Below are 18,116 nucleotides of genomic sequence, written 5' to 3' on the forward strand. Positions count from 1 at the left end.
CTTTCAGCTAGTTGACAGCCTCCAAGGTATCGTTCAAAACCTTTGGACGGACTCATCCCTTAATAAGGCTTTGGAGGCGGTAATGACTTACAACAATATCTTGCTAGAGCGCCATGACCCGGTTGCGTTAATCCGGCTGAATCGTCCTAAGGTTCTCAATGCTCTGAACAGTGAACTGATGTCGGAGCTTTCCGATCTGCTCAAAGATCTGGAACAGGACGACGAGGTCAGGGCAATCGTTATTACCGGTAACGAAAAGGCGTTCGCCGCCGGCGCAGACATCTCCGAGATGCAGGCGATGGATTTTTCCCGGGCCTATCGGGAGCAATTCATTTCCTCGAACTGGGAGCAGGTCACGCGGTGCCGGAAACCAGTCATTGCCGCGGTCGCCGGTGTTGCACTGGGTGGCGGCTGTGAACTGGCGATGATGTGCGATGTGATTATTGCCGCCGATTCGGCCCGCTTTGGTCAGCCGGAAGTGAAGCTGGGAATTTTGCCAGGAGCCGGTGGAACCCAGCGCCTGACCCGGGCCATCGGCAAGGCCAAGGCGATGGATCTGTGCCTGACCGGGCGCATGATGGATGCCGAGGAGGCCGAGCGCAGCGGCTTGGTGTGTCGCATTGTTCCGGCGGCAACGCTGGTGGACGAAGCCCTCGCCATGGCCGGTCAGATTGCCCAAAACTCCCTGATGGCCACGATGCTTAATAAAGAGGCCGTTAACCAGGCGTTTGAGACGTCACTGGGGACGGGTGTGGATTACGAACGCCGTCTGTTCTGGGCGAGTCTGGACACCGAAGATCGAAAGGAAGGCATGGCGGCTTTTCTGGAGAAGCGCAGTCCGGACTGGAAGCATCGTTAAGATGAATTTGTAATATTTTTTCACCAAGTGCCCGCATTACCCGAGAAATCGGGTAAAATGCGGTCACTTATTCTTCATATTTTAGTAATAATACGAAAATAATTAGCTTGGTCGACGCATTGACCCCTTTTGATTGCGATCAGCCACGAATAACTACGAAAAAATTCCAATAAACCGTGCTCTCAGAAGACTTTCGCCATGCCCAATACCGTTATTTCCGGCTTTACCCACAATTTTCTTGGTAAGGCTCCGGTCTGGTACAAGCAGGTCATCCTGCTGTTCCTGCTTGTTAATCCGATTGTCATGTATCTGTTGGGGCCGGCCGCGGCGGGCTGGCTATTGATTGCCGAGTTTATCTTTACCCTGGCTATGGCCCTGAAGTGCTACCCGTTGTTGCCCGGCGGGCTGCTGGCGGTGGAAGCCCTGTTGATTGGCCTGACCACACCCGATGCCGTGTACCTGGAAGTGCTGACCAACTTCCCGGTGATCCTGCTGCTGATGTTCATGGTAGCCGGGATCTACTTCATGAAGGAGCTGTTGCTGGTCACCTTCACCCAGATCTTAGTAGGCGTGCGTTCCAAGTCTGCACTGTCACTGCTGTTTTGTGGCGCCGCCGCAGTGTTGTCGGCGTTTCTGGATGCCCTGACGGTAACGGCGGTGATCATCAGTGTCGCGGTCGGCTTTTACTCGGTGTATCACAAGGTTGCCTCCGGTAAGGGCTATCACCACAACGATCACAACGCGGGCAGTGATGAAGAGGTGGTCGAACTGCACCGGGAAGACCTGGAAAATTTCCGTGCCTTCATGCGCAGCCTGCTGATGCACGGCGCCATCGGTACCGCCCTCGGTGGCGTGTCCACCATGGTGGGTGAGCCGCAAAACCTGTTGATTGCGAAAGTAGTGGGCTGGGATTTTGCCGATTTCTTTCTGACGATGGCGCCGGTAAGCATGCCGGTGCTCTTTGCCGGTTTGTTCACCTGCTGGGCGCTGGAGAAGCTGCGCTGGTTTGGCTATGGCGGGCGCCTGCCCAAGCCAGTTCGCCGGGTATTGGAAGAGTTCGCTGAAAATGAGCGTTCCAAGCGCACCAAGGCCGACCAGGCCGCGCTCTGGATTCAGGCTTTGGCCGCCGCCATTCTGGTGATTGGCCTGGCGTTTCACCTGGCCGAAGTGGGCTTGATCGGTCTGCTGGTGATTATCCTGATCACGTCGTTCACCGGCATCACCGATGAGCACCAGATTGGCAAGGCGTTCCAGGAGTCGTTGCCGTTCACCTCACTGCTGGTGGTGTTCTTTGCGGTGGTCGCGGTGATCCATGAGCAGCATCTGTTCAAGCCGATTATCGACTTGGTGCTGAGCCTGCCGGAAAGCAGCCAGCCGGGTTGGTTCTTTGTTGCTAACGGCATCCTGTCGATGATCAGTGACAATGTATTCGTAGCTACGGTTTACATCAGTGAGGTCAAGCAGGCGCTGGACGCCGGTAGCATCAGTTACCCCCATTTCCAGGCACTCGCTGTCGCCATCAACACCGGAACCAACCTGCCAAGTGTGGCAACTCCCAATGGCCAGGCGGCGTTCCTGTTCCTGCTTACCTCAGCCATTGCGCCGCTGGTTCGGCTGTCTTATGGGCGTATGGTGATTATGGCCTTCCCCTACACCCTGGTGATGGGTGGGGTTGGTCTATACATGGTGATTAACCACGTTTGATAAACGGTTCGAAAAAGATCAAAACCAGTCAGTGCAGTTTGCTGCGGGTCTGTTAAGCTCTAGCGAAAATTGATTATAAAAAAATACTCAATGAACCATCGCAGTAACCGGCACACCCGCACTGATTGGTCCCGCGCCGTGGTCCACGGTTTTTGGCTGATGTTGTTTGCCTTGTTGGCGGCCACCCCTGCCGTAGGCGAAGAAACGACCGCCAAGACGCTGCGCATTGCCTACGTGGAATTCCCACCGATCACCTTTCGCAATGACGATGGCGACGTTGACGGCGAGCTGATCGACATCACCCGGAAGGTGGTTCGGGAAGCCGGTTACGTTCCCGATTTCGTTCATTTGCCGATCAGTCGGGTTTACCTGTACCTGAAAAACGGCCAGATCGATGTCTGGCCCGGCCTGACCAACATCCCGATTCTCAACGGTGAAGTGCTGGAAAGCTGGGTCAGCCCGATGCCAGTCCAGCTGAGTGTCTGGTATCACAAGGACAGGGGGCATCCACTCGAGCATTTCGATCAGCTTAGTGGCAAGCGCGTTATCGTGGTTGCCGGCTACACCTACGCTGGCCTGATTAACTGGCTGAACCAGGCCGAGGACATCCGCATTACCGAGGCGCCCAATCACCGTGCGGCCATCAATATGCTCAAGCGCAACCGCGGCGATTACGTGCTCGATTACCGCCAACCCATTGAGCAGATCCTGACTCAACCGTCCGATAATCACATAGTTCAATCGGAAGTGCGCACCCGCAATGCTGCCTGGCTGTTCTCATTGGCCCACCCTCGGGCGACGATCTTGCGGGAGGAATTTGACGATGCCTACCTGCGACTGGTCGAGGCCGGCGAAGTCCCGCCGGTGCGCGAGTTATCCCCAGGATTTGTTATTCCCGGGTTCCCCGAGCAATACCGCTAACGCCTTGCCCCTTTAAGGCGACAGGCTGATATCGCCGTACCAGGCAGTGGCAGATTCGCCGGTGTTGTCGGAATCCGACATGATGGCAATGCCCACCAGCGGTGGCGGCGCCTCGCCAAAGGCCTGGCGGTAATCTGCGACAATATCCCGCTCCACGGTGACCCACTCGCCGGCCTGTGCGTTGCCGGAATTAACCGCCACCATCATCGTGCTGTCGGTATAGGGGTTGGGCACAATGTCACCTACGGGTACCTCATTGGCCCAGATGTAGTTCAGGGCATTGCCGGGCAGGGACTCTCCAAACACCACTTCCACTGCCTTGCGTTTGGCCCGTTCGAAGAACCCGGCCTTATCTGGTTGGAATTTGAACGCCACATAGATCCGGGCCGGGTAGTCGTCGCCGGACTTTTCCCGGGCGTTGCCCTTCTCAAACACGTTCGATACCTTCCAGCGCCAGCGCAGAATCAGCGAGTCGGTCGGTTGCAAGTCGAGCCGGGCAATCAGACCCGAGGCACCGCCGTTGGTCTGGGCGCGAACCACCTTCATACCCTCATCAGTCACCAGCTCATACCGAGAGTGCTGGTCAATCTTTGGGAACTCCAAAGGTTCCCAGCCGGAGTCTTGGTCCAGGGATGTCAAGCTTGAAAAGGCCGGCAGGCTGGCACCGTCAGCCATTGCCAGCGGTGTCAGCCAGGGGCTGGTGGCCAGCACCAGTGCAGAAATCAGGGATGTCAGAGCACTCAGACGCACAAATGCCTCCTTTGCAGGAATCGTGTGGGATTACGGGGGTGACAGTCTATGCGCTGAAAAGTGCCTGACGATGATTATTGCGTGGCCAGCAGACGGATAGCGCCGGCGGCGGCCGCTGTCCGGTTTTCCACGCCCAGCTTCCGGAACACTTGCTCCAGATGCTTGTTCACCGTGCGCGGACTCATATCCAGAATCTGCCCGATTTCCCGATTGGTTTTGCCATTGGCAATCCACAATAGCACGTCCGATTCCCGCAGGGTCAGTTGGAAACGCTCCCTGAGCGCCGCCGCGGCACTGTTCTGGTTCTGGGGTGTCTTCAGCCGCAGCAGGTATTCGCGGCCGTCCACCAGGGCCAGGTATTCCACCGATCGCGGCGTATCCATGATCCTCAGGGGCATGCTGTGTCCGGGCTCAAGGTTATGGCCGAGCCATTCCTCGATTTGTGCTTTCACTTCGAGAAATTCCGGGTGATTGTTGTCCGGCAGACACCGACTTACCTGCGGAGTAGCCCACAGAAGATGGCCTTCTCGATCCACGGCAAACAGATTCTGTCCGGCTGTATCAAGAGCGCAGCGGGCACTCCTCGTCATCCGGGCATTGGTCAGGTGCACGTCCATTCGCGCCAGCAATTCTGTGGTGTTAATCGGCTTGTTGACGTAGTCGACGCCACCCGCGCTCAGCCCCATGACCACATGCTCGGTGTCGCTTAGCCCGGTCATGAAAATGATGGGGATGTCGGCAAAGGCCGGATTTTCCTTCAGTCGGCGGCAGGTTTCGAAGCCATCCATGTGCGGCATGAGCGCATCCATAAGCACCACGTCCGGGGTGATGTTGCGGCTGATGGTCAGTGCCTGGTTGCCTTCAAGGGCCACCAGGACCGTCATGCCGGCCTCTTCCAAAGCGTCGTTTATCATTCGAATTGAGTCGACTGCGTCATCCACGACCATCACAATGGTTTTCTGATCATCATGGAGCTTCATGTTCGGCTACCTCAAGTAATTCAAGAATTTTTTCAAACTGAAAATCGTTGGTGAGTTGGGTCAGTTCTTCGGTAAAGCGCTCCATCGCCTCGCCTTGGTGCTTTAGATCGTGCAGTTCCTCCAGCAGTCCTTTGCGGTGGCCGATGCGGGCGAGGTCGGCCAGCGACCGTCGATGCACCACGTCCGGCAGCGGCAGATCGCCGGTTGCCGGCATTGGGATGGCCGCCAGCGGTTCGGCGCTCTTCTCGAACCGCCATTCGAGGTCCAGTACCCGAGCGATGGTGTCCAGCAGCAGGTTCAGGCGCACCGGCTTGATGATGTAATCATCATGCAGGCGCGGCGAATCGGCGCCATAGTGACCTTCGTTGGCGTCGGCAGACACCATCACCACCGGCATTGCTTGTTTGTCGGCGCGCAGTCTCTGAAGCACCTCCCATCCGGTTCGCCCGGGCATCGAAACATCCAGCAGCACCAGGTCCGGTCGTTCGGTCTGTACTGTTGCCTCCACCTCCAGGGCATTGTCTATGTCGGTGATTTCGAACCCTAGTGGCGACAGCATGGCGCGGACCACCTGGCGATGGGATATGTCGTCGTCCACCAGCAGCACCTTTTGACGGCGGCCGTGATAGCCGTAGATCCGGCGGGCTGGCGCGGAAATCGAACGCGGGCTGGAACTGTGAAGACTCGATAGCATGAGGCTGACCTTGAAGGTGCTGCCCTTGCCGGGTTCGCTTTCCACGCTGATGTCACCGCCCATGATTTCGGTAAGCAGACGGGTGATGGTCAGGCCCAGACCCGTCCCGATGCGACTCTGTCCAGGCAGACTAATCCGCTCGAAGGGCCGGAAGATTCGGTCGATGTTTTCTTCGGCAATGCCCTCGCCGGAATCCCGTACTGTGAATTCCGCCACCTGGCTGCGGTAACGCAGGGTCAGGGAAACTCCGCCCCGGTCGGTGTATTTGATGGCATTGGAGAGCAAATTGATCAGGATCTGGCGCAGGCGCTTCTCGTCGGTGGTCACCATTTCCGGAAGCGGATTCGGGCAATGGTAATCAAAGGCCAGCCCTTTCTCCTCGGCTTGCAGTCGGAACATGGTCACCAGCTGTTCCATCAACAGTTCGATGCGCACCTGATCACGGTGCAGATCCAGTCGGCCGGCTTCAATCTTGGAGATATCCAGCAGCCCTTCAATCAGATCGGCCAAGTATTCGCTGCTGCGGCGAATAACTCCCAGGGCCTCTTTACGGTGGTTGGGTATCGAGTCATCGTTTTCCATGAGCTGGGCATAACCGAGAATGGCATTGAGCGGTGATCGCAGTTCGTGGCTAATTCCGGTCAGATAGCGACTTTTCGCACCATTGGCCGCTTCTGCCTGCTCCTTGGCCTGTTGCAGTGCCTGATCGGTCCTTTCGTGCGCAACGATTTCCTCCATTAACAGCCGGGTCTGACGTCCGGACTCTTCCTCCGCGACTACGCGACTTTCATGGGCCAGCACAAACAGCCAGCAGATTACCCCGGTGACAATCAGGAGGATAAAGAAAACCTTCCACAAGGTGACCGACAGCAGCAGTGCTTCGGGCGCCGAGGCGACGGGGGTCTTGTAATGGATCAGGGACAAAAGCAGGCCGGACAAGCCGTTGATCAGAACCAGCAGCGTCAGGAAGTGGCCAAGCCGGGAGTGCAGACGGCTCAGTATGGTTTGCGGAATCAGCTTGCCGAGAAACTGCTGCAGTTGTTCCTGATAACCGGCGCCGGGTTTGCAGGCGTCGCCGCACCGGGCGTCGAGGGAGCAGCACAGGGAACAGATGGTGCCGTCGTAGGCCGGGCAGGTGGTGACGTCCTCCGGCTCGAATTTGTGCTCGCAGATGGTGCACTGGACCAGTTGATGGTCCGTGGCCAGGGGCACGAAAGGCCGGGCAGTGTAGAACCGACCGCCGGTCTTCCAGGCAATCAAGGGCGCCGCTATCAATGCCACGCCCAGGGCAATAAAGTGGGACAGTGCCTGGGCGTAGTCGCCCAGCGTGCCTGTGTGGCACACGATGCCTACCACCGAGGCGGCCAGCATGGCACCGACACCCACCGGGTTAATGTCGTAAAGATGGGCCCGTTTGAACTCTATGTGCCGAGGGCTCAGTCCGAGTGGCTTGTTGATCACCAGGTCGGCCACCAGGGCACCGACCCAGGCGATGGCGATAATACCGTAAAAGCCGAGCGTTTCCTCCAGCGCCCGGTAGACACCGAGTTCCATCACCAGCAAGGCGATCGCCACGTTGAAGAACAGCCAGACCACACGCCCGGGGTGGCTGTGGGTCAAGCGGGAGAAAAAGTTGGACCATGCGATAGAGCCGGCGTAGGCGTTGGTTACGTTGATCTTGAGCTGGCACAGGATGACAAAAATGCCGGCCATCGCCAGAGATATTTCCGGGGAGTGGGTGATGTAGCTGAACGCTACCAAGTACATTTGGGTCGGATCTGCCGCCTCTGAGGCCGAAATACCCTGATTCAGGGCCAGCACCGCCAGGAAGGAGCCGGCCAGTATTTTCAGCATGCCAATCACAATCCAGCCGGGTCCGCCGGACATAACTGCCAGCCACCACCGGCGTTGTTCCGCCCGGTTCTGGGGTTCCGGAATGAAGCGCAGAAAATCCACCTGCTCGCCAATTTGGGCAATAAGCGAGAACACCACCGCCGCGGCGGCACCAAACATCACCACATTGAGGCCCTGTCCGGTGTTCACACCCAGACCTTCAAATTGAGTCCAGTCACTAATGGAGGAGGCATCGGCATAGATGATGAACACAAAGGGGGCTAGCTGCAGCAGGATCCACACCGGCTGCGTCCAGACCTGGAACCGGCTGATGGTGGTAATGCCGTGGGTAACCAGCGGGATGATCACCACGGCGCAGATTAGGTAGCCGAGCACCAGGGGAATATCGAACAGCATCTCCAGGGCCATGGCCATAATCGCCGCCTCAATGGCGAAGAAGATGAAAGTGAACGAGGCATATATCAGCGAGGTAATGGTGGAGCCGATGTAGCCAAAGCCCGCGCCCCGGGTTAACAGATCAATATCTACGCCGTAGCGGGCGGCGTAGAAGCTGATCGGTATCGCGGTCAGGAAGATCACCAGACTGACCATCAGAATGGCGGCCACCGCATTATCAAAGCCGTAATGTAGGGTGATTGATCCGCCAATGGCTTCCATGGCCAGAAATGAGATTGCCCCCAGAGCGGTGTTGCTCACCCGCGCGGCGGACCAGCGACGGGCGCTCTTGGCGGTAAACCTCAGGGCATAGTCTTCGAGCGTCTGGTTGGCGACCCACTGATTGTAACTACGCCGAACCCGGAAAATGTTCTGTCGTGCGGCCATCGATGCTCTGCCTGTGTGACTTGGGAAGAGTGCCCAATTTTGGTGCGGTTTTGTGGTTCGGTGTACCGGACTTGAAAGCAGCATCAAGTTCCGTGCCATAGCCCGGTGCGCCAGTAAAAGCGGTCACCTTCAAATCGTGTACCCGCGTTTTAGCTTTTGTGGCCGGGGACAGGAATGCGTCAAATGACGTAGTGCGCTGGGGTGATTGGCGAATGGGCACCTTTGGTGGGGGCGAGCAGAATGTTTGACGTGGGCGCTGTGCTTTCGCAAGGAAGCGCGGTACCGGCTTTCAAACACTGCGAGGAATCACCATGGGTACGACAGAGACAACCGCCAGCGGGCGGTCCTTAAGCAAGGGACTGGGGTTTAGAAAGAGCCTGATGACACTGGCAGCGTCCGTCATGCTGGCAACTTCCGCTCAAGCGGCCATGCCGAGTACGGCTGAGGTCAACACCACCGGCCTGGCGGTGACGGATGACAGCGTCACGGTCGGCATCCTGCATTCTATTACCGGCACTATGGCCATCAGTGAGATCGGCTCGGTGCAGGCGGAGAAGCTGGCCATCGATCAGATCAACGCCTCTGGCGGGGTTTTGGGTCGCCAGATCAAGTTTGTTCAGGAAGACGGCGCCAGTGACTGGCCGACGTTTGCTGAGAAATCCCGTAAGTTGCTGCGTCAGGACAATGTGGCAGCCATTTTCGGTGCCTGGACCTCGGCCTCCCGAAAAGCAGTACTGCCGGTCATGGAGCAGTACAACGGCATGCTCTACTACCCGACCTTCTACGAGGGGCTTGAGCAGTCGCCAAACGTAGTTTACACCGGCCAGGAAGCGACTCAGCAAATCCTTGCCAGTCTTAACTGGGCGGCCGAAACGAAGGGCGCGAAAAGCTTCTATCTGCTCGGATCGGACTACATCTGGCCGCGCACCTCCAACAAAATCGCCCGTAAGCACATTGAGGACAAGCTCGGCCTCAAGGTCTCCGGGGAGGAGTACTACCCACTGGGCCACACCCAGTTCAACTCGGTTATCAACAAGATCAAGTTGAAGAAGCCCGACGTCATCTTTGCTTCGGTCGTAGGTGGCTCCAACGTGGCCTTCTACAAGCAGATGAAAGCGGCCGGTATCGATTTCACTGACGAGAAGCCACTACTGCTGACCATCTCCGTCACCGAGGACGAAATCCGCGGTATCGGTGGTGAGAACGTAGACGGTATCTACGCCTCCATGAAGTACTTCCAGAGTTTGGACAACGACAACAACCAGGAATTCGTGGCGGCGTTCAAGGACGCTTACGGCGATGACATGGTTATCGGCGACGTCACCCAGGCGGCATACCTCGGCCCATGGTTGTGGAAAGCAGCGGTTGAGAAAGCCGGCTCCTTCGATATCGACAAGATCCGCGAAGAGTTCGCAGGCATCGAGTTCACCAAAGCGCCAGAAGGTTACGTGCGCATCCACGAAAACCATCACCTGTGGTCCAAGACCCGCATCGGTCAAGCTCAACCTGACGGCCAGTACAAGGTTGTCTACGAGACCGAAGAACTGATGGAACCGGACCCGTTCCCCGAAGGGTACCAATAAGCCCGGACTGCTGGCGCCCCCCGGGCGCCAGCATCCGTTGCCTCTGCAACACGAGATTAAGGGTTTGAAGGGTAAGTTGGTCTAAAGGGGAGTAAGGGTCATGTTTGATGGCTACACCAGCAGTGAATTGATGTCGATATTTGCCATGCAGGGGTTTGCCGGGCTCTCCCTGTTTTCAGTGTTCGTACTGATGGCATTGGGCCTGGCCATCATCTTTGGTCAGATGGGGGTGATCAATATGGCCCACGGGGAGTTCATGATCCTCGGCGCCTACACAACCTACCTGACCTCCGGTTTTTTCCAGTCCTATCTGCCGAGCCTGTTCGGCGGTTACTTCTTCGTCGCCATGGTTCTGGCTTTCCTGATTTGTGCTGCCCTGGGGGCATTCGTTGAATGGCTCATGATACGGCGACTCTATCACCGACCACTGGATACCCTCCTGGCCACCTGGGGTCTGAGCCTGATCATGCAGCAGGCTTACCGATCCATCTTTGGCGCCCGGGAAGTGGGTGTGGATCTGCCCGAGTGGATGATGGGGGCGATCCAGGTGACTGACCTGGTGGAGCTGCCCATCAACGGCTTGTTCGTCATGATCATCGCGCTGTCCATTGCCGTGGGCGTGTATTTCCTGATGTACCGATCCGGCTATGGCAAGAAAGTGCGGGCGGTGGTTCAGAATCGACCCATGGCTGAAGCTGTCGGCATCAACAGTGCCGGTATCGACCGAGCCACCTTTGCCCTCGGGTGTGGCATCGCCGGCGTCGCTGGTGCTGCCTTCACCATGATCGGTTCCACCGGTCCGTCCTCTGGTCAGGCATATATCGTCGATACCTTCCTGGTGGTGGTGTTTGGCGGAGCCCAGAGCCTGATCGGCACCATTGTGTCCGCCTTCGGTATATCCCAGGCCCAGTCCACCATGGAGTTCTTCCTCAGTGGTTCCATGGCCAAGGTGCTTACCCTGCTGGTCGTCGTCGGCATCCTGATGCTGCGTCCAGAAGGACTCATGGCCCTCAAGGTCCGTCGCTAGGAGATTGTCATGAACAGTTCATCCCCATTGAAATGGTTTGCCACCCGCGAGGGACTGTATTACGTCGCACTGGCCGTGTTGCTGGTGGTGCTTTTGCCACTGGCGCTGGACCCATTCCGCCTGAACATGGTGGGCAAGTACCTGACCTACGCCTTTGTCGCCATTGGCCTGGTTATGTGCTGGGGTAAGGCCGGCATTCTCAGCCTGGGCCAGGGTGTGTTCTTTGGCCTTGGCGGCTACTGCATGGCCATGTTCCTGAAGCTGGAGGCCTCCACTCCGGAGGCCACCGCCATTCAGTCCACCCCCGGCATCCCGGATTTCATGGACTGGAACCAGCTCACCGAGCTGCCCTGGTTCTGGGAACCGTTCCACAGCTTCTCCTTTACCTTGCTGGCGGTGATCGGTGTGCCGGTTCTGCTAGCGTTCGTTATCGGCTTCGCCATGTTTACCCGGCGCGTGGGGGGCGTGTACTTCGCCATCATCACCCAGGCCATCGCCGCAATCCTGACGATTCTGATTATCGGACAGCAGGGCTATACCGGCGGTGTGAACGGCATTACCGATCTGCAGACCCTGAACGGCTGGGACATCCGCACCGATGAAGCCCGGACCATCCTGTACTTTGTCTGTGTTGGCATGCTGTTCCTCTGCCTGTTTGTGGCGCGCCTTGTCCAGAACCGGAAGCTGGGCCGCATCCTGGTGGCCATGAACGCCCAGGAAAACCGAGTGCGTTTTTCTGGCTATGACGTTGCCGCCTTCAAGATCTTCGTGTTCTGCCTGGCAGCGGCCTTTGCCGGCGTCGGTGGTGCCTTGTTCACCCTGATCGTCGGCTTCATGTCGCCGTCGTTCATCGGCATCGTCGCTTCCATCGAGATGGTCATTTTCTGTGCTTTGGGTGGCCGGTTGTCCATCCTCGGCGCGGTCTACGGTGCCTTGCTGGTGAACGCCGCCAAGAGTGGCTTCTCAGAATCCTTCCCGGAACTCTGGCCGTTTGCCATGGGTGCGTTGTTTATCGGTGTCGTACTGGCCTTCCCGAACGGTCTGGCCGGCCTTTACCAGACCTACGTCATGCCCCTGGAAGACAAGATCTTCAAGCGCAACAAGGGTGCAAAGCTGGAGGCCAAGCCCGCGGAAAAAGCCGCAGAGCCAAAGCCGACCGCTGAGAAGACTCCTGATTACGATCCGATGATCGATTCCTACAGCCCGGAGAAATCGTGATGAATGCAGCCAAAAGCAAAAGTGGGGATTTCCTGCTGGCGGTCGAAGGCCTGACCGTGTCATTCGATGGTTTCAAGGCCGTGGATGATCTGTCCTTCTACCTCGATCCCAAGGAAATCCGGGTCATCATCGGCCCCAACGGTGCCGGTAAAACCACGGTTCTGGACCTGATCTGCGGCAAGACCAAGGCCACCTCCGGCTCCATCAAGTTTGACGGTAAGGAGCTGACCAAGCTCAAGGAGCACCAGATTGTTCACTCGGGTGTGGGCCGGAAGTTCCAGACCCCGTCAGTGTTCGAGGACCTGACCGTCTTCGAAAACCTTGAAGTGTCCTACCCAAAGGGACACAGCGTGATGGGCGCCCTGGGATTCAAGCGCGACGCGGAGGTCATCCAGGCTGTAGAGGAAGTGGCTGAAACCATCTTCCTGACCGAGGCCCTGAATGAGCCGGCTGCTTCGTTGAGCCATGGCCAGAAGCAGTGGCTGGAGATCGGCATGCTGCTGATCCAGAAACCGGACCTTCTGATGCTGGATGAGCCGGTGGCCGGGATGTCCGTTACCGAGCGCAAGAAAACCGCCGAGCTGCTGAGGGTGATTACCAGGGACCATACGGTGCTGGTGATCGAGCACGACATGCAGTTTGTCGGCGATATCGCTGATCGGGTCACGGTCATGCATCAGGGCAAAGTTCTTTCCGAGGGGTCAATCGAGCACGTGAAGTCGGACCCGAAAGTCATCGAAGTCTATCTGGGGCACTGATCATGCTGAGCATCAAACATCATTCGGTGGCCTACGGCCAAAGCACCATCATCGACGACCTCAACCTCGACGTGGCAAAGAACGAAATCGTCGCCGTGGTGGGGCGTAACGGCATGGGCAAGACCACGCTGATGAAATCCCTGGTGGGCATGACGCCCACGCGAGGCGGTGAGGTCAGTCTGGATGGTAACGACCTTTCCGGCCTGAAGAGCTTCCAGCGTGTGCGCGCCGGAATCGGTTTCGTGCCGCAGGGGCGGATGATCTTTCCGACCCTGACGGTACGGGAGAATATCGAGACCGGCCTGGCCGCCGTGGGCGAGAAGAAGGTACCCGAGGACCTTTACGAGATGTTCCCGGTACTGAAGGAAATGCAGAACCGGCGTGGTGGCAACCTCTCCGGCGGCCAGCAACAGCAGCTGGCTATTGCCCGGGCGCTGGCCACCCGGCCCAAAGTGCTGCTGCTGGACGAACCCACGGAAGGTATCCAGCCCAACATTATCAAGGAGATCGCGCAGACCCTTCGGCGCATCCGCGATGAGCGGGGCCTGTCGATTGTGGTGTCGGAGCAGGTATTGAGCTTCGTGATGGATGCGGCAGACCGGATCCTGGTGATTGAAAAGGGCGCGATTGTGCACGAAGAGAGCCGGGAAGAAGCGGATCAGGACAAGATTGCGAGCTATCTGGCGGTTTAACGAGGAGAAGAGCAATGAGACACGGTGATATTTCCAGTAGTAGCGATACCGTTGGTGTGGCGGTGGTGAATTACAAGATGCCTCGGCTGCACACCAAGGCCGAGGTGTTGGACAACGCCCGCAAGATAGCCGACATGATCAAGGGTATGAAGGTGGGGCTGCCGGGCATGGACCTAGTGGTGTTCCCGGAATACAGCACCATGGGCATCATGTACGACAATGACGAGATGATGGCAACCGCCGCCACCATTCCCGGTGACGAAACCGCCATCTTCTCCGCTGCCTGTCGCGAGGCCAATACTTGGGGTATTTTCTCCCTGACCGGCGAGCGTCATGAGGAGCACCCCCACAAGGCTCCTTATAACACCTTGATTTTGATCAACAACGAAGGCGAGATTGTACAGAAGTACCGCAAATGCATCCCCTGGTGCCCCATTGAAGGCTGGTATCCCGGTGACACCACCTATGTGACCGAAGGCCCCAAGGGCATGAAGATCAGCCTGATCATCTGTGACGACGGCAACTACCCGGAAATCTGGCGGGACTGCGCCATGAAGGGCGCCGAATTGATTGTGCGCTGCCAGGGCTATATGTATCCGGCCAAAGAACAGCAGGTGATGATGTCCAAGAGCATGGCCTGGGCCAACAACTGTTACGTGGCGGTGGCGAACGCTGCTGGTTTTGACGGCGTTTACTCCTACTTTGGCCATTCCGCCATCATCGGTTTTGACGGCCGTACACTGGGGGAATGCGGCGAGGAAGACATGGGTATCCAATACGCACAGCTGTCGGTCAGCCAGATTCGCGATGCCCGCCAGAACGACCAGTCCCAGAATCATCTGTTCAAGCTGCTGCACCGAGGTTACACCGGCATGCACGACTCGGGAGATGGTGACAAGGGCGTGGCGGATTGCCCGTTCGAGTTCTATCGCACCTGGGTGATGGATGCCCAGAAGGCCCAGGAAAACGTCGAAGCCATGACTCGCAAAACCGTGGGCACCGCCGAGTGCCCGGTGGGGGAGCTGCCGTTCGACGGGAAAGAAAAAACAGCAGGGGCTTAAGCCCGGGAGGCACTGATGCCGTTTATCAACGAACGGCTGGAAGCCAATCGGGAGTCCATTGAACAGGACCGGGCCGCCTCAGGCCCGGTTCGTGTTTCCCGGTTCCGCTTCGAGCCCGAGGCCGTAATGGCCCGTCTGCGGAATAACATCGTGGGCCAGGATGATGCCCTGGCCGCCATGGAATCCATGCTGGTGCGAGTGAAAGCCGACATCGGCGAGGACCACCGGCCGCTGGCGGTTTACCTGTTCCTTGGTCCTACCGGTGTGGGCAAAACCGAAACCGTACGCCTGATCGCCGAGGCCATTCATGGTAACCGGGATGGCCTGTGCCGCATTGATATGAACACACTGGTTCAGGAACACTACGCCGCCGCGCTCACCGGCGCACCGCCGGGCTATGTCGGCAGCAAGGAAGGTCACAGCCTGTTCGATCTGGACAAGGTTCAGGGGTCGTTCAGCAAACCCGGTATTGTGCTGTTCGACGAAATCGAGAAAGCCAGCAAGGAGGTGGTGCGCACGCTTCTGAACGTGTTGGACACTGGCCGGCTGGTGTTCCCCTCCGGCAACCGGGAGATCGACTTCCGCAACACCCTGATCTTTATGACCAGCAACGCCGGTGCTTTGGAGGCGGAGGCGCACGAACAGTGTTTCCGGCAAGGCTGGCGGCGCTGGCTCGGGTTGTCTCCGGGCAAGGGCGAGGCCATTCGCGATACCGCCCTGCGCCGGCATTTCGACCCGGAATTCCTCAACCGAATCGATCAGATCCTTACCTTCAAACGGCTTACCAACAACTGGCTGGAGGCCCTGCTGGACATTGAGTTGGCGGGGCTCAATCGCCGGTTGTCACGAAAACACGCGAAGCTGTCGTTGTCGCTCGATGTGCGGGCGGAGCTGTGCCGTGGTTACGACGCCCGCTACGGCGCGAGGGAAATGCTGAGAGCCTTTCGCCAGCGCTTGGAGCCGGCGGTCGCCAGGGCGCTGCTGGCGAATCCGGACGCCCTCCGGTTCGAGGCCAGTCTCGAAAACAGAGAAGTTACGGTACACCAATACGTCGAATAACGTAGGCACCGGGGGCATTTCGCGAATACCTCCCCGGGGCCGGATTTCGGATAGTGAAGTTGTTACTTCAACGTATCCGCCAATAATACCAAGGAGCCTCCGATATGGCTGAAACCATTATCAAGATCGATCTGAACAAGTCGGCCTACGAGAACGACAAAATTCACAACCGCTGGCACCCAGACATCCCTCTGGTGGCCACCGTTAAGCCCGGCGACGATTTCATCGTCGAGTGCTATGACTGGACCGGCGGCCAGATCAAGAACGATGACAACGCCGACGATGTGCGCGATGTGGATCTCAGCCAGGTGCATTTCCTGTCCGGCCCAATTGGTGTGGAAGGCGCGGAGCCGGGTGACCTGCTGGAAGTGGACATTCTGGACATCGGCACTTTTGAAGAAAGCCAGTGGGGTTTTAACGGCTTCTTTTCCAAGCAGAACGGTGGCGGGTTTCTGACTGAGCACTTCCCGGATGCGCAGAAGTCCATTTGGGACTTTAATGGCATGTTCACCAAATCCCGCCACATCCCCAATGTAGAATTTGCCGGTCTGATTCATCCGGGTCTGATCGGTTGCCTGCCCTCCAAGGACCTGCTGGAGACCTGGAACACCCGTGAAGCCGGGTTGGTCGCGACCGATCCGGAGCGGGTGCCGGAATTGGCCACCCTGCCTAACGGCGAGACCGCCCACATGGGGCAGATGCGCGGTGAAGCCGCCAAAGCCGCCGGCGCCGAAGCAGCCCGAACCGTGCCACCCCGTGAGCACGGTGGTAACTGCGACATCAAAGACTTGTCCCGGGGCTCAAAGGTCTATTTCCCAGTGTACGTGGACGGTGCCGGTCTGTCGGTCGGTGACCTTCACTTCAGTCAGGGCGACGGTGAAATCACCTTCTGTGGCGCCATTGAGATGGCCGGCTGGATCCATCTGCGGGTCAACCTGATCAAGGATGGTGTCAGGAAATACGGCATCAAGAACCCGGTGTTCAAGCCCAGCCCAATCAAACCTCGTTATGACGACTACGTGATCTTCGAAGGCATCTCGGTGGATGAGGATGGCGGCCAGCATTACCTGGACGTTCACGTGGCCTATCGCCAGGCGTGTCTGAACGCCATCGAGTACATGACCAAGTTCGGCTACACCAAGGCTCAGGCCTACGCGATTCTGGGTTGTGCGCCGGTGGAAGGGCACATCAGCGGTGTGGTGGATATCCCTAATGCCTGCGCCACCCTTTGGTTGCCAACGGGCATCTTCGACTTCGATATCAACCCGTCCGCCGACGGACCGCAGAAGATGGTCAGCGGGGGTATGGACGTACCTCTGTCGAAAGATAAGGAGTAAGCGCCATGCCTGTGTATGACTACAAGTGCCGGGAGCACGGCCTGTTCAATACCCTGGCCACCATGGACGACGCCGCCAAGCCGGCCCAGTGTCCGACCTGTCAGACCCTGTCGCCACGGGTGATTGTGCTGCCACCACACATTGCGGCCATGGACCCGGCAAAAAAGGCGGCTCAGGAAAGGAACGAAAAATCCCGGCATGAACCGGTGTTTTCCACCGTCGACCGACGGGCGAACGATCAGGAGCACAGCCGCAGCTGTGGCTGTGGCTCGCCCAAACCCGGCAAGTCGATGCTGTTCTACACCGCCGATGGCAAGAAAATGTTCCCCTCCATGCGGCCTTGGATGATCAGCCACTGATGTTCAGTGCCGAGTCAGTCACGTGTTTGGCCCCTTAGGGGGCCTTTTTTGAGCCTCGCCTTGTCCCATCGCAATATCGTGTATATAGTGTTCGAATCCTTGGTCAAATACCATATGTTGATTTTTTGAGCATCGTGGTATCGGGAATCCGGTGAGAATCCGGAACTGACGCGCAGCGGTATTGGAGAACGAGCGTGGCATAAAGACACTGGTGCAAGCCGGGAAGTCGCCACGCGAGGCCGAATCAAACGATTCCTGCTCCTGAGTCCGAAGACCTGCCAGGGAGGTGCTGTTGTCCACCACATTGGAGAACAGCGCGACTGCACCTTCGCGACTCAGGCGCCTGCATACGGCCCGATTAAGGTGAGCAGCAAACGGACAGGGACGTTCCGCCAGGTCTTGGCGAGCGCCCCCCGCTCCGTCCTGCGTACGCGAAGG

General features: G+C 57.9%; 15 protein-coding genes and 1 riboswitch. Of the genes, 12 read left to right on the top strand and 3 right to left on the bottom strand.

Going from position 1 to position 18,116, the window contains the following annotated elements; genetic code table 11:
• Positions 1-82: 82 nt before the first annotated feature.
• The 3 genes from FGO67_RS02885 (at position 83) to FGO67_RS02895 (ending at position 3,484) form a co-directional block, all read left to right on the top strand.
• The gene (locus FGO67_RS02885) at positions 83-859 is read left to right on the top strand and encodes an enoyl-CoA hydratase (protein ID WP_203299215.1); all 777 of its coding nucleotides are present in this window, start codon (positions 83-85) and stop codon (positions 857-859) included.
• Positions 860-1,057: 198 nt separating this feature from the next.
• Positions 1,058-2,563, top strand: coding sequence for a sodium/proton antiporter NhaB (nhaB, locus tag FGO67_RS02890; protein WP_203299216.1), 1,506 nt, complete (start codon positions 1,058-1,060; stop codon positions 2,561-2,563).
• Positions 2,564-2,653: 90 nt separating this feature from the next.
• Positions 2,654-3,484 (top strand): substrate-binding periplasmic protein, encoded by an 831-nt coding sequence (locus tag FGO67_RS02895; protein ID WP_238942146.1) that lies wholly within the window; start codon positions 2,654-2,656, stop codon positions 3,482-3,484.
• A gap of 12 nt (positions 3,485-3,496) precedes the next feature.
• Here FGO67_RS02895 and FGO67_RS02900 read toward each other — a convergent pair whose 3' ends face one another.
• The 3 genes from FGO67_RS02900 to FGO67_RS02910 all read right to left on the bottom strand — a co-directional run bounded on the left by FGO67_RS02900 (position 3,497) and on the right by FGO67_RS02910 (position 8,584).
• On the bottom strand, positions 3,497-4,159 hold the full coding sequence (locus FGO67_RS02900; RefSeq protein ID WP_203299942.1) for a DUF3047 domain-containing protein: 663 nt from the start codon (positions 4,157-4,159) through the stop codon (positions 3,497-3,499).
• Between the two features lie 149 nt (positions 4,160-4,308).
• Positions 4,309-5,214 carry a response regulator transcription factor gene (locus FGO67_RS02905; protein WP_203299217.1) on the bottom strand — a complete coding sequence of 302 codons (906 nt, stop codon included), beginning with the start codon at positions 5,212-5,214 and terminating at the stop codon, positions 4,309-4,311.
• Positions 5,201-8,584: an ATP-binding protein gene (locus tag FGO67_RS02910; protein ID WP_203299218.1), complete on the bottom strand. Its 3,384-nt coding sequence runs from the start codon at positions 8,582-8,584 to the stop codon at positions 5,201-5,203. The genes FGO67_RS02905 and FGO67_RS02910 overlap by 14 nt, the downstream gene beginning before the upstream one ends.
• A 401-nt stretch (positions 8,585-8,985) precedes the next feature.
• Between FGO67_RS02910 and urtA the strand changes: the two genes are divergently transcribed.
• The 9 genes from urtA to FGO67_RS02955 all read left to right on the top strand — a co-directional run bounded on the left by urtA (position 8,986) and on the right by FGO67_RS02955 (position 17,678).
• Positions 8,986-10,167 (top strand): urea ABC transporter substrate-binding protein, encoded by a 1,182-nt coding sequence (gene urtA, locus FGO67_RS02915; protein ID WP_420844494.1) that lies wholly within the window; start codon positions 8,986-8,988, stop codon positions 10,165-10,167.
• Positions 10,168-10,267: 100 nt separating this feature from the next.
• The gene (gene urtB, locus FGO67_RS02920) at positions 10,268-11,194 is read left to right on the top strand and encodes an urea ABC transporter permease subunit UrtB (RefSeq protein WP_014578806.1); all 927 of its coding nucleotides are present in this window, start codon (positions 10,268-10,270) and stop codon (positions 11,192-11,194) included.
• A 9-nt stretch (positions 11,195-11,203) separates the two neighbouring features.
• Positions 11,204-12,412: an urea ABC transporter permease subunit UrtC gene (gene urtC, locus FGO67_RS02925; protein ID WP_203299219.1), complete on the top strand. Its 1,209-nt coding sequence runs from the start codon at positions 11,204-11,206 to the stop codon at positions 12,410-12,412.
• A complete protein-coding gene (gene urtD / locus FGO67_RS02930) occupies positions 12,412-13,170 on the top strand; it encodes an urea ABC transporter ATP-binding protein UrtD (protein WP_203299220.1) in 759 nt (252 codons plus the stop codon). Before urtC ends, urtD begins: the two co-directional genes overlap by 1 nt.
• Before the next feature lie 2 nt (positions 13,171-13,172).
• Positions 13,173-13,862 carry an urea ABC transporter ATP-binding subunit UrtE gene (gene urtE / locus FGO67_RS02935; RefSeq protein WP_014578803.1) on the top strand — a complete coding sequence of 230 codons (690 nt, stop codon included), beginning with the start codon at positions 13,173-13,175 and terminating at the stop codon, positions 13,860-13,862.
• Between the two features lie 14 nt (positions 13,863-13,876).
• Entirely contained in the window at positions 13,877-14,923 is a 1,047-nt protein-coding gene (locus tag FGO67_RS02940) for an aliphatic amidase (RefSeq protein WP_203299221.1), read from the top strand.
• A 15-nt stretch (positions 14,924-14,938) separates the two neighbouring features.
• On the top strand, positions 14,939-15,982 hold the full coding sequence (locus FGO67_RS02945; RefSeq protein ID WP_203299222.1) for an AAA family ATPase: 1,044 nt from the start codon (positions 14,939-14,941) through the stop codon (positions 15,980-15,982).
• Between the two features lie 104 nt (positions 15,983-16,086).
• The gene (gene fmdA, locus FGO67_RS02950) at positions 16,087-17,319 is read left to right on the top strand and encodes a formamidase (RefSeq protein WP_203299223.1); all 1,233 of its coding nucleotides are present in this window, start codon (positions 16,087-16,089) and stop codon (positions 17,317-17,319) included.
• 5 nt (positions 17,320-17,324) lie between these two features.
• Positions 17,325-17,678, top strand: coding sequence for an FmdB family zinc ribbon protein (locus FGO67_RS02955; RefSeq protein ID WP_203299224.1), 354 nt, complete (start codon positions 17,325-17,327; stop codon positions 17,676-17,678).
• A gap of 83 nt (positions 17,679-17,761) precedes the next feature.
• Positions 17,762-17,975: riboswitch (cobalamin riboswitch) on the top strand.
• Positions 17,976-18,116: the final 141 nt, after the last annotated feature.

This window comes from Marinobacter sediminum (assembly GCF_016820575.1).
GTDB lineage: Bacteria > Pseudomonadota > Gammaproteobacteria > Pseudomonadales > Oleiphilaceae > Marinobacter > Marinobacter sediminum.